The organism is Thermomonas mangrovi (assembly GCF_028201335.1).
In the GTDB taxonomy this organism is placed as follows: Bacteria; Pseudomonadota; Gammaproteobacteria; order Xanthomonadales; family Xanthomonadaceae; genus Thermomonas; species Thermomonas mangrovi.
This window is the reverse complement of sequence record NZ_JAPEVV010000007.1, coordinates 100,398-112,445: the sequence shown is the minus strand read 5'-3', so window position 1 is coordinate 112,445 and position 12,048 is coordinate 100,398. Positions and strand designations below refer to the sequence as shown.

The window sequence follows — 12,048 nt, the reverse complement described above, 5'->3', positions numbered from 1 at the left end:
CCAAGACAGGCAAGATGCGAATCAGTCGCATCAAAGGCCGTGCCCGCATGTCCAAGACACTGAGTTTCGCCGCACTCCACTTCACCGTCGCGTTCGCGGTGGGTTGGCTGCTGACCGGCAACTGGATGATCGGTGGCGCGCTCGCGCTGGTTGAACCGGCCTGCAACACGGTGGTGTTCCACTTCCACGAAAAGGTCTGGAAGCGGATCGAAGCGCGACGCTTGGCCGCCCCTGCGCCGGTTCCGGCCATCGCCGGCGCCTGAGCGCGCATCGGCCGCGCGCCCGGCGCTGCCGGCTTATTTCTTCTTCGGGATGTACAGGTCGGTGATGCTGCCGTCGTAGACCTCGGCCGCCATCCCCACCGACTCGCTCAGCGTCGGGTGCGGGTGGATGGTGTGGCCGATGTCGTGCACCTCGCAGCCCATCTCGATCGCCAGCGCGAGTTCGGCGATCAGCTCACCGGCATGCACGCCGACGATGCCGCCGCCGATGATCCGATGGCTGTCCTCGTCGAACACCAGCTTGGTGAAGCCTTCCGTGCGCGACAACCCGATCGCGCGGCCCGAGGCCGCCCACGGGAACTTGCCCACGCCGACCTTCAGGCCCTTCGCCTTCGCCTCGGTCTCGGTGACGCCGACCCAGGCGATCTCCGGATCGGTGTAGGCGACGCTCGGGATCACCCGCGCCACCCACTCCTTCTTTTCGCCGGCCGCGACTTCGGCGGCGAGCTTGCCCTCGTGCGTCGCCTTGTGCGCCAGCATCGGCTGCCCGACCAGGTCGCCGATGGCGAAGATGTGCGGCACGGTGGTGCGCATCTGCCGATCGACGTCGATGAAGCCACGCTCGCTTACCGCCACGCCCGCCTTGGCTGCGTCGAGCTTGCCGCCATTCGGCGCACGCCCCACCGACACCAGCACGCGGTCGTAGACCTTGCCTGCGGGGATGCTCTCGCCCTCGAACGCGACCTCGATGCCCTGCTTGCCCGCCTTGGCCTCGACCACCTTGGTCTTCAGGTGGATCGCCACGCCCTGCTTCTTCAGGCGGTCGGCCAGCGGCTTGACCAGGTCGGCATCCGCGCCCGGCATCAGCTGCGGCATGAACTCGACCACGGTCACCTCGCTGCCCAGCGCGCGGTACACCGTGGCCATTTCCAGGCCGATGATCCCGCCGCCCACGACGAGCATGGTCTTCGGCACGTCGGCCAGGTCCAGCGCGTCGGTGGAATCCATGACCCGCGGGTCGTCCCACGGGAACGCCGGCAGCTTCACCGGCTGCGAGCCGGCCGCGATGATGCACTGGGCGAAGCGCAGCACCTGCGCCTTGCCGTCTTCGCCAACCACCTCGAGTTCGTGCGCGGACAGGAACTTCGCGGTGCCCTGCACGACCCGCACCTTGCGCTGCTTGGCCATCCCGGCCAGGCCCTTGGTAAGCTGGCCGACGACCTTGTCCTTGTACTGGCGCAGCTTGTCGATGCTGATCGTCGGCGCGCCGAAATCGACGCCGTAGTCGCTGGCGTGCGCGGCCTGTTCGATCACGTCGGCGGCATGCAGCAGCGCCTTGGACGGGATGCAGCCGACGTTGAGGCAGACGCCGCCGAGGCTGGCGTAGCGCTCGATGAGCACGGTGTCGAGGCCGAGGTCGGCGGAGCGGAACGCGGCGGTGTAGCCGCCGGGACCGGCACCGATCACCACCATCGCGCATTCGAGGTCGGCCTTGCGGCCGGAAGACGACGCGGCGCTTGGCGCAGGCGCTTTTTCCCCCTCTCCCTTGACGGGAGAGGGCTGGGGAGAGGGTGTTGCTGCGGCAGAGACGCCCTCTCCCGCCGCGCTGCGCGCGTCGACCTCTCCCACGAGGGGAGAGGTGGAACCGCTCTCGATGATGGCGATCACGCTGCCTTCGGACACCTTGTCGCCCAGCTTCACCTTGAGCGCCTTGACCACGCCGTCGGCGATCGCCGGCACTTCCATCGTGGCCTTGTCGGATTCCAGGGTGACCAGGCCCTGGTCCTTCTTCACTGTGTCGCCGACCGCGACCAGCAACTCGATCACCGGCACGTCGCCGTGGCCGCCGATGTCGGGCACCTTGCTTTCGATGTCTGCCATGCCCGTTCTCCGTCAGAGCATGGCCCGACGCATGTCGGCCAGCAGTTGCGCGAGGTAGGCGGTGAAGCGCGCGGCGGCGGCGCCGTCGATCACCCGGTGGTCGTAGCTCAGCGACAGCGGCAGCACCAGCCGCGGCTGGAAGGCCTTGCCGTCCCAGACCGGCTTCATGTCGGACTTCGACACGCCGAGGATCGCCACTTCCGGCGCATTGATGATCGGCGTGAACGCGGTGCCGCCGATCCCGCCCAGCGAACTGATGGTGAAGCAGCCGCCCTGCATCTGTTCCGGCTTGAGCTTGCCGTCGCGCGCCAGCGCGGCCAGCTCGCCCATCTCGCGGGCGATCTGCAGCACGCCCTTCTGGTCGGCGTCGCGCAGGACCGGCACGACCAGGCCGTTCGGGGTGTCGGCGGCGAAGCCGATGTGGAAGTACTGCTTGAGGACGAGGGTGTCGCCGTCGAGCGAGGCGTTGAAGGTGGGGAACTTCTTCAGCGCGGCCACGCTGGCCTTGATCAGGAAGGCCAGCATCGTGACCTTGCCCAGCTTGCCGGCGGCGATCGCCTTGGCGTTCTCGTCGTTGAGGGCGACGCGCAGCGCCTCGAGCTCGGTGATGTCGGCATCGTCGTGCTGGGTGACGTGCGGGATCATCGCCCAGTTGCGCGCGAGGTTGGCCCCGGAAATCTTCTGGATGCGCGACAGCGGCTTGCTTTCGATGGCGCCGAACTTGGCGAAGTCCACCTTCGGCCACGGGATCAGGTCCAGGCCGCCCCCGCCGCCCGTGCGCGCCGGCGCCACGGCCGCGACGCCGCCAGCCAGCGCCGCCTTGACGTATTTCTGCACGTCTTCCTTGCCGATCCGGCCGCCGCGTTCGGTGCCCGCCACCTGCATCAGGTCGACGCCGAGCTCGCGCGCGAACAGGCGCACCGCCGGGCTGGCGTAGGGAACCTTGTCGGGCAGCACGGCATCGGCCTCGAAGCGCACCGGCGGCAGGCCGGCCCCCATCGGCGCGGCCGCGGCGATCGAGGCCTTGGCGATGTTGTCGGGCTCGGCCGCCACCGCCACCGGCTCCACCCGGGTGCCGGTCTCCGCGGCGACGGTGGTCGCGGCCGGGGCCGCCGGCTGCGCCGGGGCCGGAGCAGCAGGGGCCGCCTGCGCGGCCGGCGCCGCGGCGGCATCGGCCACCTCGATCACCGCGACCAGGGCGCCCTCGGACACCGTGTCGCCGAGTTGCACCTTGAGTTCGCGCAGGATCCCGGCGAACGGCGACGGGACTTCCATCGTGGCCTTGTCGGATTCCAGGGTAACCAGCCCCTGGTCCTTGGCGACGGTGTCGCCGGGCTTGGCGAGCAGTTCGATCACGGGCACGTCGCTGTGACCCCCGATGTCGGGGACGCGTGCTTCCTTCAGCTCGGCCATGCCGGACTCCGGTGCTTGCAAGGGCCCGTATTGTTGGCATACCCACGCGCCTGGAACAAACATTCGGCGGCGTACTTTTGTTTCATCCGGGTATTTCGATGAATCGCCCCGAATCCCTGCCGGAAGTCGGGGTGACCGACGCCGTGGCAGGGCCACGACGAGCAACCCTCGCGACGATCGGGGCATCCCTTCCTGCACGGCGCCCTCCCCCGCGCCGCAGCGAGGTCCCCGATGCGATCCCTTCGACACCTGTGGTGGCGCGGCCTGCTGGCGCTGGGGCTGGTCCTGGCCGGCCTGGGCGGCGGACTGGGGGCCGCCAGCGTGGCCGAGCGGACGCCCGACTGGCCCGCCCACCCGCTCGCCCACGCCGTCCACGCGTGCGTGGACGCGCTGCCGGCCTGATCGCCGGGCTCAGGGGTGCTCGGCCTCGGCGTGCACGCGCTCGCGGCGGATCAGGTACAGCCCGCTGCCGACGATGATCGCCGCGCCCAACCAGGTCAGACCGTCGGGCAGCACGCCCCACAGCGACAAGTCCAGCAGCACGCCCCAGACCAAGGCGCTGTATTCCAGCGGCGCGACCAGCGAGGCTTCGCCGCTGCGGAAGGCCTCGGTGATGGTGTACTGCCCGAGCGCGCCGGCGATGCCGATCCCCGCGATGATCGCGGCGTGCTCGCCGCGCAGCGGCACCCAGCCCGGCCACGCCAGCAGGCCGGCGCCCAGCGCCATCAGCGCCAGCAACCAGAAGGTGGTGGCCTGGGTGCTGTCGGTGCGCGCCAGCACGCGCACCAGGATCGCCGAGACCGCGTAGCCGAAGGCCGCCACCAGCACCGCCAGCCCGGCCAGGGTCAGCACGCCCTCCCCGGTCGGGCGCAGCACCACCAGCACCCCGAGCAGGCCGACCGCGATCGCGGTCCAGCGCCGCGGGCCCACATGCTCGCCGAGGATCGGCACCGACAGCGCGGTGATCAGCAGCGGCGCCACGAAGAAGATCGAGTACGCGGTGGACAGCGGCAGGCGCTTCAGCGCGTACACGAAGCTGGCCATCATCACGATGCCCAGCACCCCGCGCACCAGGTGCAGCGGCCAGCGCACGCGCAGCAAGGCGCCGGCGCCCGCGCTCGCCAGCGCCCAGCCGAGCACCAGCGGCAGCGAGGACAAACCGCGCATCGCGGCGACCTGGAACGGCGGGTAGTGCGCCGACAGCGTCTTCAGCCCGGCGTCCATCAACGCGAACAGGGCCACCGAGACCAGCATGAGCAGGGCGGCGCGTCGGGGTTGCAGGGCGGGGGTCGCGGGCATCCGCCCAGCATGCGGTAACCTGCGCGCCCCGTCATCCCGCCCGCCGCCATGCCCTCGTTCGACATCGTCTCCGAAGTGGACACCCACGAACTCACCAACGCGGTCGACCAGGCCAACCGCGAGCTCGGCACCCGCTTCGACTTCAAGGGCGTGGACGCCAAGTTCGTGCTGGAGGACAAGGTGATCGCGCAGTCGGCGCCCAGCGATTTCCAGCTGCAGCAGATGACCGACATCCTGCGCGCGCGCCTGATCGCGCGGAAGATCGACGTGCGCTGCCTGGAGTTCGGCGACATCGAGACCAACCTGGCTGGGGCGAGGCAGAAGGTCACGGTCAAGCAGGGCATCGAGCGCGAACTGGCGAAGAAGCTGCAGGGCGCGATCAAGGACGCCAAGCTCAAGGTCGAGGCGCAGATCAACGGCGACAAGCTGCGGGTCACCGGCAAGAAGCGCGACGACCTGCAGGCGACGATGGCGCTGCTGCGCGGCCAGGACTTCGGGCTGCCGCTGCAGTTCGACAACTTCCGTGACTGAGGCCGTCCCGGCTCAGGTCGAGGCCGCGGCTGTCGAACGGCATGTCCGCCGCTGGCTGGAGCGCGCGGTGATCGGGTTGAACCTGTGCCCGTTCGCGAAGTCGGTGTACCAGAAGGCGCAGGTGCGGATCGTGGTCAGCGACGCCAGCACCGAACGCGCCCTGCTCGAACAGCTCGGCGAGGAGCTCGCCCTGCTGCGCGACACCCCGGCGGAGGCGATCGACACCACCCTGCTGGTGCACCCGCAGGTGCTGCAGGACTTCCTGGACTACAACGACTTCCTCGACGATGCCGATGCGCTGGTCGAGGCGATGGACCTGGCGGGCGAGCTGCAGGTCGCCAGCTTCCATCCCGACTACCAGTTCGCCGACACCGAGCCGGACGACGCCGGCAACCTGACCAACCGCGCGCCCTATCCGGTGCTGCACCTGCTGCGCGAGGCCAGCATCGACCGCGCGGTCGCGGCGTATCCGCAGCCGGACGCGATCATCGCGCGCAACATCGCGACGATGCAGGACCTCGGGCTCGAGGGATTCCGCGCCCTGCTTTCCGACGACGCCTGAACCCCCAAGGGCGGAGCAGGTGCCGGGGCATTGCTGCGGAAAGCAGGCCATGGATGGCCTGCGGCGGCGACTCGAACAGGATGTTCGCAGGAGCCGAGTAGCAGTCATGCCTTGGCAGCTGCTTCGCAGCCAGGTGGCAATCAGCTCGCCGCAAACAAACGGGTGCGATCTTCCTCATCCAGCACCCGCCACTGCCCGTCCGGCAGGTCGCCCAGCGTCAACCCGCCGACGCGTTCGCGGTGCAGCGCTTCGACATGGTTGCCGACCGCCGCGAACATCCGCCGCACCTGGTGATAACGGCCCTCGTGCAGGGTCAGCCGCGCCCGGCGCGCGTCCAGCACATCGAGTTCCGCCGGCAGCAGCGGGGTCTTCTCGCCGTCCAGCATCAACGTACCGGCCGCGAACAGCGCCGCTTCGTCGCCCCGCAGGTCCTGCGCGAGCGTGGCCAGGTACACCTTCGGCAGCCGCGACTTCGGCGCGATGATCCGGTGCAGCAACTGGCCGTCGTCGGTCAGCAGCAGCAGGCCGGATGTCTCGCGGTCCAGCCGGCCCACGGTGGACAGCAGCGGATCGCGCAAGCGGTAGCGCGGCGGCAACAGGTCGTAGACCAGGCGGCCCGTGTCCTTGGTCGAGCAAGTCACGCCCAGCGGCTTGTGCAGCATCAGCAGCAGGCCCGGCGGTGGATCCAGCGGCTCGCCGTCGATGCGCACGGCGTCGAGCGGAACCGCGTCGTCCGCATACAGCACCTCGCCGTCCGCATCGGTCACCCGACCCTCGCGGAACAGCCACTGCACCTGCTTGCGGCTGCCGTAGCCGAGGTTGGCGATGTGCTTGACCAGCTTCATGCCTTCACCGCCTGCACCACCTTGAAGCCGCCGTCCTGGGCGATGGTGCGGACCTCGGCGAAGCCGTCGCCCAGCGCCTGCTCGTAGGGCAGGTGGCGGTTGGCGACCAGCCACAGCTGCCCGCGCGGCTTCAGCGCGCGCGCCGCCGCGCCGATGAAGGCGCGGCCGATGTCCGGGCGCTCGCCACGCCCCAGCGCATGGAAGGGGGGGTTGCAGACGATGGCGTCGAAGCGCTCGTCCACGCCCTGCGCGACGTCGTGCCAGTACAGGCGCACCGGCAGGCCGGCGTCGGCGAGGTTGTCGCCAGCCAGCGCCAGCGCGCGCGCGTCGGCTTCGTACAGGTCGAGCGAGGCCACTTGCGGGCAGCGTGCGCGCACCTGCATCGACAGGTAGCCCCAGCCGGCGCCGAAGTCGGCGACCCGGCCGCGCAGGTCGCCCGGCAACGCGGCCGCGAGCATCGCCGACGCCGCATCCACGCGATCCCAGGCGAACACGCCGGGCCGGGTGCGGAAGCGGCCGCCGGGCACCGCGGTGCTGGCCTGCCAGCGCGGCGCATCGCCCCCCTGCCATTGCGCCAGCAGGGCGGCGTCGAAGGCGGCCCCGGGCGCCGTCCAGCACACCCGGCAATGGTGCTTGCTGGTGGTGGCGACGGTGCCGGCGAGCTGCCGGAGGTCGGCCTCGCGCGACTTCGCGCCTTCGTCGTTGGCCACCGCCATCACCACCCGGCCGCCCGGCGCGACCGCGGCGCAGGCGCGGGCCAGCAGCGCGCGGGCCTCCTCGCGCTGGCGCGGCGGCAGGACCAGGACCAGCGGGAAGGCCGCAGCGGGCAGCGCGGCTTCGTCGAGGACATCGGCCCCGACCCGCTGCAGGCGATCGGCCTCGGGCTTGAACGGCTGGGTGACGGCGATCCCGCGCAACCCGCGCGCATGCAGCGCGGCGCCCTCGCGGGCGCGCAGGAACAACGCGCCCTGCACCGACCAGGGCAACAGGCCGGCATCGAACGGATGCAGGAGGGCGTCGAGGGCGTGGTCGCGGGGGTCGGAACGCATCCGCCCAGTATAAGCCGCAGCGCCCGCGGCGCCGGCTCAGGCGAAGCCGCCGCGCTCGCCGTGGTGGAGGCGGCGCAGCGCGCCGAGGCCCCAATTGCCCAGCAGGCAGCAGGCCGCCAGCGCGCCCCAACCGATCGCGGACTGGCCGCCCGGCAAGGTGGCGGCCAGCGTCGCCACCCAGCCGCGCCCGAACCACGCGACCACCACCGCCGCCGACAGCGCGAACACCAGCACCAGCCCGCGCAGCAGGCCTTGCTCCAGCCGCGAATCCGCGACTGCCCGCGCCTGCGCCAACGCCGCCACCCGGGCCGCGAAATCCTGCGGCAGTGCGACCGGCGGCGGCGCGCGCAGCGCATGGGCGATGCGCAGGTCGAGGGCATCGGCATCGGGGTCGGCGCGGCGCGCCCGTTCCTGGGCCTGCCAGCGGGCGTCGTCGACGGGGGATGCGGATTCGTGGGGCTTCATGCGGCGGCTCCGATGCGCGGTTCCAGCATCTCGCGCAGTTTGTTGCGGCTGCGGAACAGGTGGCTCTTGATGGTGCCCTCGGCGAGCCCGGTGATGCTCGCGATCTCGCCGATCGGCAGTTCTTCCAGGTGATACAGGGTCAGCAGCGTGCGTTGCAAGGGCGGCAGGCGCTCGATCGCGGCATGCAGTTCGCGCGCCTCGCCGGCCAGCGCATGCTCGGCTTGCAGGTCGCTGCCGTCGCCGATGTTGTCGAGCAGGGACAGGCCCTCGTCGTCGTCGGCCACGTCTGCGAGCGCGATGCGCTTGCGCTCCAGGTGGCGCTTGGCCACCGAATACGCGACTTGCCCGATCCACGACTTCAGCGGGCTGTCGAAGCGGTACTGGTGCAGGTAGCGGTGCACGCGCAGGAAGGCCTCCTGGCACAACTCGCGGGTGTCCTCGGGGTGCCGCACCATGCGCTGGATGATGTGCCAGCACAGCCCCTGGTAGTCGCGCACCAGTTGCTCGAACGCGCCCGCGCGGTTCGCGAGCACGGCGTCGACAAGGGCGCGGTCCGGGGCATCCATGGGACATGGGATACGCCCGGCGGGCGATCGGTTGCAAGCACGCGGCGACCGGGCCGGGGCCACGCGGATGCAACCGCCCCGGCGCCGGCCGTATCCCTTTGCGCGAACGGCCCCCTTGGCCGCATCGTCCACCGCAACGCCAGGAGCACCCCATGAACTTCGAACTGCTGATCCCGATTTCCCTGTTCGCCGCCATCGCCTACTCGATCAAGGCGGTGGTCGACGCCCGCGTGCGCAAGCAACTGGTGTCCAGCAACGGCGCCCCCGACCTGGTGCGCAGCATCCTGCAAGGCGACGAAACCAACCGCCGCCTGTCCTCGCTGCGCTGGGGCATCACCCTGGTCGCGCTGGCGCTGGGCTTCGGCATCGTCGAGGCCGCCGGCTGGACCGAGATCACCCCCGGCGTGATCGCCGTGCTGGTCGGCGCCATCGGCCTGGGCAACCTGGCCTCGTTCGCCGCCTCGCGCAAGCTCGGCTGAACGCGGCCCGGCGGGTATGCTGTCGGCCCCCGAACGCCGGCAGCCTGCCCATGTCCGACTCCCCGCCCGACCGCCTCTCCAACGACCCGCGCAGCAAGTTCCACGATCCGGCCGTGCTGGAGCGCGGCATCGGCATCCGCTTCAACGGCGTGGAGCGCCACAACGTCGACGAGTACTGCATCAGCGAAGGCTGGGTGCGGCTGCCGGTCGGCAAGTCGCTCGACCGCCGCGGGATGCCGATGACGATGAAGGTCAAGGGCACGGTCGAGGCCTGGTTCCTCGACGACGCCGGCGAAACCGCGGCTGACTGACCCCGGCGGCGGCCCGTACCGCCCGCCGCGCCAGGGTGCACACTGGACCCCGGTCCCGACGTGGAGTCCGCCATGGCTTCCCTGCGCCTCACCCCCCTGCTGGTCGCCGCCACCCTCGCGCTCGGCGCGTGCGCGTCGACCCGCGGCACCGACATGCTCGCCGCCGACGCCCCGCGTGCGCTGCCCGACGATGGCCGGGTCGCGGTCGCCTGGACGGATCCCGCCGGGTTCACCGAGCTGCGCCGCAGCGCCAACCGCTACGACGCCGCGCGTGGCCCGTGGCTGACCGACCTGGCCCAGCATCTGCGCAAGCGCGCCGAGGCCGCACTGCCGGCCAACGAGCGCCTGGAACTCACCATCGTCGACATCGACCGCGCCGGCGACTACGAGCCCTGGCACGGCGTGGCCCTGCACGACACCCGGATCATGCGCGACATCTATCCGCCGCGGATGACCGTGCAGTTCCGCCGGCTCGACGCCGACGGCAAGGTGGTCGCGGAGGGCGAGCGCAAGCTCAGCGACCCCAGCTACCTGATGGGCATCCAGCCGCTCAACGACAGCGATCCGCTGCGCTACGAGAAGCGGATGATCGACAGCTGGGTGCGCCGCGAATTCGCCGACAGCACCGCCGCGCGCTGAACTCCCAGCACCGGTATATCGCGCGACGCCGCCGATGGGCGGCGTCGTCGCATCCGGGCCTGCTCAAACCTTGTCGCAGGACGCCGCGCGCGCCAGCAGTAGCGCGCGCTCGCGGGCGTTGCCGGTCAATGCGGCCGCATGCTCGAAGGCGGCACGCGCTTCGTCGCGGCGCTGCAGTTGCTGCAGCAGGTCGCCGCGCACCGCATGCAGCGGCGCATAGCCGCGCAGGCGGGCCTCGTCTTGCAACGCATCCACCAGCGGCAAGGCCACGGCCGCGCCCTCTGCGCGCGACACCGCGACCGCGCGGTTGAGCGCGACCACCGGCGACGGTGCCACCACCATCAGGCGCGCATACAACGCGGCGATCGCCGCCCAGTCGGTGTCCTCGCTGCGGTGTGCCCGCGCGTGGCAGGCGGCCAGCGCGGCCTGCAACGCGTACGGGCCATCGGCGCCGCCCAGGCGGCGGGCCCGCTCCAGCGCGCGCAGTCCGCGGGCGATCTGCAGGCGGTCCCAGCGCGCGCGGTCCTGGTCGGGCAGCAGCACGGGCGTTCCGTCCGCGCGGGTGCGCGCGGGGATGCGCGAGGCCTGCAGTTCCATCAGCGCCAGCAGGCCCCAGGCCTCCGCTTCGCCCGGCAGCAGCCCGACCAGCACGCGCCCGAGGCGCAAGGCCTCCTCGCACAGCGCCGGCCGCATCCAGTCCTCGCCGCTGGTCGCCGCATAGCCTTCGTTGAACACCAGGTAGACCACCTCGAGCACGGCCTCCACGCGCTCCGGCAGCTCGGCCTTGCGCGGCACCTCGAAGGCGACCGCCTTTTCCGCCAGGGTCCGCTTGGCCCGCACGATGCGCTGGGCGATGGTGGGTTCCGGCTGCAGGAAGGCGCGCGCGATCTCCGCCGTGGACAGGCCGCCGAGCAGGCGCAGCGCCAGCGCCACCCGCGATTCCATCGGCAACACGGGGTGGCAGCTGGCGAACACCAGCCGCAACAGGTCGTCGCCGATGTCGTCGTCTGCCAGCCGTTGCGCGTCGTCGCCCTGCATGTCGGCTCCGTGCAGCTCCAGTTCGATGCCGTACGCGTCCTGCTTGCGCGCATGCAACTGGCGCTGGCGGACGTGGTCGATCCCGCGGTGCTTCGCTGCCTGCATCAGCCACGCCGCCGGGTTGTCCGGCACGCCGTCGCGCGGCCAGCGCTCCAACGCCGCCACCAGCACGTCCTGCGCCAGTTCCTCGGCGGTGTCGATGTTGCCGGTGATGCGCGCCAGCCGAGCCAGCAGCTTCGGCGATTCCATCCGCCACAGGGTGTCGAGCCGGCGCGCCACCGCGCCTGCCCGACCGGCCGCCGCGCCGCCCGCGTCCTTCGCCATCCGCCGCGCGCTCAGGCCATCGAGTGCAGGCCGATCATGTTGCCCTCGGTATCGAAGGCCAGCACGATGAAACCGTACTCGCCGATCGCCATCTTCGGGCGGTGGATGCGCCCGCCGGCGGGCTCGATGCGGGTCGCGGTCTCGCCGCAATCGGCGCAACCGAAGTAGACCAGCGTGCCACCCGGTCCCGAAGGCACCCCGGGCATCCGGCACAGCGCGCCGTTGGCGCCATAGGCGTCCATGTCCCCGCTGAACTGCAGCATCTCCAGGCCGCCGGCGGCGGCATCCCCGGGCACCACCAGCGGTTCGAGCTTCGCCTGGAACACGGCCTCGTAGAAGGCGCGCGCGCGCGCCATGTCCTGCACGTACAACTCGAACCAACCCACGCTGTTCATGCGATGTCCTCCAGTCGAGTGGACCCTGCC

16 protein-coding genes are annotated in these 12,048 nt (G+C 71.2%); 7 read left to right on the top strand and 9 right to left on the bottom strand.

Annotated features, from left to right (window positions below; genetic code table 11):
• Nucleotides 1-47: 47 nt before the first annotated feature.
• A complete protein-coding gene (locus ON759_RS10870; protein WP_271680408.1) occupies nt 48-263 on the top strand; it encodes a DUF2061 domain-containing protein in 216 nt (71 codons plus the stop codon).
• A 33-nt stretch (nt 264-296) separates the two neighbouring features.
• Here ON759_RS10870 and lpdA read toward each other — a convergent pair whose 3' ends face one another.
• Both lpdA and ON759_RS10860 read right to left on the bottom strand, forming a co-directional pair.
• On the bottom strand, nt 297-2,102 hold the full coding sequence (lpdA, locus tag ON759_RS10865) for a dihydrolipoyl dehydrogenase (protein ID WP_271680407.1): 1,806 nt from the start codon (nt 2,100-2,102) through the stop codon (nt 297-299).
• Between the two features lie 12 nt (nt 2,103-2,114).
• A complete protein-coding gene (locus tag ON759_RS10860) occupies nt 2,115-3,701 on the bottom strand; it encodes a dihydrolipoyllysine-residue acetyltransferase (RefSeq protein ID WP_425608476.1) in 1,587 nt (528 codons plus the stop codon).
• Nucleotides 3,702-3,746: 45 nt separating this feature from the next.
• Here ON759_RS10860 and ON759_RS10855 point away from each other — a divergent pair, with 45 nt between their 5' ends.
• Nucleotides 3,747-3,917, top strand: a complete 171-nt coding sequence (locus ON759_RS10855; protein ID WP_271680405.1) for a hypothetical protein — start codon at nt 3,747-3,749, stop codon at nt 3,915-3,917.
• A 9-nt stretch (nt 3,918-3,926) separates the two neighbouring features.
• Here ON759_RS10855 and ON759_RS10850 read toward each other — a convergent pair whose 3' ends face one another.
• Complete coding sequence (locus ON759_RS10850; protein ID WP_271680404.1) at nt 3,927-4,814, bottom strand: DMT family transporter; 888 nt, start codon at nt 4,812-4,814, stop codon at nt 3,927-3,929.
• A 48-nt stretch (nt 4,815-4,862) separates the two neighbouring features.
• Between ON759_RS10850 and ON759_RS10845 the strand changes: the two genes are divergently transcribed.
• Together ON759_RS10845 and ON759_RS10840 are read left to right on the top strand one after the other, a co-directional pair.
• Complete coding sequence (locus ON759_RS10845) at nt 4,863-5,345, top strand: YajQ family cyclic di-GMP-binding protein (RefSeq protein WP_271680403.1); 483 nt, start codon at nt 4,863-4,865, stop codon at nt 5,343-5,345.
• Nucleotides 5,338-5,907, top strand: a complete 570-nt coding sequence (locus ON759_RS10840; RefSeq protein WP_271680402.1) for a DUF1415 domain-containing protein — start codon at nt 5,338-5,340, stop codon at nt 5,905-5,907. Before ON759_RS10845 ends, ON759_RS10840 begins: the two co-directional genes overlap by 8 nt.
• Before the next feature lie 140 nt (nt 5,908-6,047).
• On the opposite strand, the gene ON759_RS10835 is transcribed toward ON759_RS10840, so the two are convergent.
• From ON759_RS10835 to ON759_RS10820, 4 genes are read right to left on the bottom strand one after another with little or no spacing between them, the layout of a single operon-like run.
• Nucleotides 6,048-6,752 (bottom strand): pseudouridine synthase, encoded by a 705-nt coding sequence (locus tag ON759_RS10835; protein WP_271680401.1) that lies wholly within the window; start codon nt 6,750-6,752, stop codon nt 6,048-6,050.
• Nucleotides 6,749-7,801, bottom strand: coding sequence for a class I SAM-dependent methyltransferase (locus ON759_RS10830; protein WP_271680400.1), 1,053 nt, complete (start codon nt 7,799-7,801; stop codon nt 6,749-6,751). Before ON759_RS10830 ends, ON759_RS10835 begins: the two co-directional genes overlap by 4 nt.
• Nucleotides 7,802-7,837: 36 nt before the next feature.
• On the bottom strand, nt 7,838-8,266 hold the full coding sequence (locus ON759_RS10825) for a hypothetical protein (protein ID WP_271680399.1): 429 nt from the start codon (nt 8,264-8,266) through the stop codon (nt 7,838-7,840).
• Nucleotides 8,263-8,832 (bottom strand): RNA polymerase sigma factor, encoded by a 570-nt coding sequence (locus ON759_RS10820; RefSeq protein ID WP_271680398.1) that lies wholly within the window; start codon nt 8,830-8,832, stop codon nt 8,263-8,265. Before ON759_RS10820 ends, ON759_RS10825 begins: the two co-directional genes overlap by 4 nt.
• A gap of 152 nt (nt 8,833-8,984) precedes the next feature.
• Between ON759_RS10820 and ON759_RS10815 the strand changes: the two genes are divergently transcribed.
• From ON759_RS10815 to ON759_RS10805, 3 genes are all read left to right on the top strand, one after another.
• Nucleotides 8,985-9,311: a hypothetical protein gene (locus ON759_RS10815; RefSeq protein WP_271680397.1), complete on the top strand. Its 327-nt coding sequence runs from the start codon at nt 8,985-8,987 to the stop codon at nt 9,309-9,311.
• A 50-nt stretch (nt 9,312-9,361) separates the two neighbouring features.
• Nucleotides 9,362-9,622, top strand: coding sequence for a DUF3297 family protein (locus tag ON759_RS10810; RefSeq protein ID WP_271680396.1), 261 nt, complete (start codon nt 9,362-9,364; stop codon nt 9,620-9,622).
• Nucleotides 9,623-9,694: 72 nt separating this feature from the next.
• Nucleotides 9,695-10,261, top strand: a complete 567-nt coding sequence (locus ON759_RS10805; RefSeq protein ID WP_271680395.1) for a DUF3016 domain-containing protein — start codon at nt 9,695-9,697, stop codon at nt 10,259-10,261.
• Nucleotides 10,262-10,324: 63 nt separating this feature from the next.
• Here ON759_RS10805 and ON759_RS10800 read toward each other — a convergent pair whose 3' ends face one another.
• Both ON759_RS10800 and ON759_RS10795 read right to left on the bottom strand, forming a co-directional pair.
• Nucleotides 10,325-11,623, bottom strand: coding sequence for an RNA polymerase sigma factor (locus ON759_RS10800; protein WP_271680394.1), 1,299 nt, complete (start codon nt 11,621-11,623; stop codon nt 10,325-10,327).
• 11 nt (nt 11,624-11,634) lie between these two features.
• Entirely contained in the window at nt 11,635-12,018 is a 384-nt protein-coding gene (locus ON759_RS10795) for a VOC family protein (protein ID WP_271680393.1), read from the bottom strand.
• Nucleotides 12,019-12,048: the final 30 nt, after the last annotated feature.

Coding starts and splice junctions, on each gene's coding strand:
- ON759_RS10795 (WP_271680393.1), bottom strand. CDS start 12,018: ATGAACAGCGTGGGTTGGTTCGAGTTGTACGTGCAGGACATGGCGCGC.
- ON759_RS10820 (WP_271680398.1), bottom strand. CDS start 8,832: ATGGATGCCCCGGACCGCGCCCTTGTCGACGCCGTGCTCGCGAACCGC.
- ON759_RS10805 (WP_271680395.1), top strand. CDS start 9,695: ATGGCTTCCCTGCGCCTCACCCCCCTGCTGGTCGCCGCCACCCTCGCG.
- ON759_RS10870 (WP_271680408.1), top strand. CDS start 48: ATGTCCAAGACACTGAGTTTCGCCGCACTCCACTTCACCGTCGCGTTC.
- ON759_RS10825 (WP_271680399.1), bottom strand. CDS start 8,266: ATGAAGCCCCACGAATCCGCATCCCCCGTCGACGACGCCCGCTGGCAG.
- ON759_RS10800 (WP_271680394.1), bottom strand. CDS start 11,623: ATGGCGAAGGACGCGGGCGGCGCGGCGGCCGGTCGGGCAGGCGCGGTG.
- ON759_RS10845 (WP_271680403.1), top strand. CDS start 4,863: ATGCCCTCGTTCGACATCGTCTCCGAAGTGGACACCCACGAACTCACC.
- ON759_RS10850 (WP_271680404.1), bottom strand. CDS start 4,814: ATGCCCGCGACCCCCGCCCTGCAACCCCGACGCGCCGCCCTGCTCATG.
- ON759_RS10835 (WP_271680401.1), bottom strand. CDS start 6,752: ATGAAGCTGGTCAAGCACATCGCCAACCTCGGCTACGGCAGCCGCAAG.
- ON759_RS10815 (WP_271680397.1), top strand. CDS start 8,985: ATGAACTTCGAACTGCTGATCCCGATTTCCCTGTTCGCCGCCATCGCC.
- lpdA (WP_271680407.1), bottom strand. CDS start 2,102: ATGGCAGACATCGAAAGCAAGGTGCCCGACATCGGCGGCCACGGCGAC.
- ON759_RS10860 (WP_425608476.1), bottom strand. CDS start 3,701: ATGCCCCGATCGTCGCGAGGGTTGCTCGTCGTGGCCCTGCCACGGCGT.
- ON759_RS10830 (WP_271680400.1), bottom strand. CDS start 7,801: ATGCGTTCCGACCCCCGCGACCACGCCCTCGACGCCCTCCTGCATCCG.
- ON759_RS10810 (WP_271680396.1), top strand. CDS start 9,362: ATGTCCGACTCCCCGCCCGACCGCCTCTCCAACGACCCGCGCAGCAAG.
- ON759_RS10855 (WP_271680405.1), top strand. CDS start 3,747: ATGCGATCCCTTCGACACCTGTGGTGGCGCGGCCTGCTGGCGCTGGGG.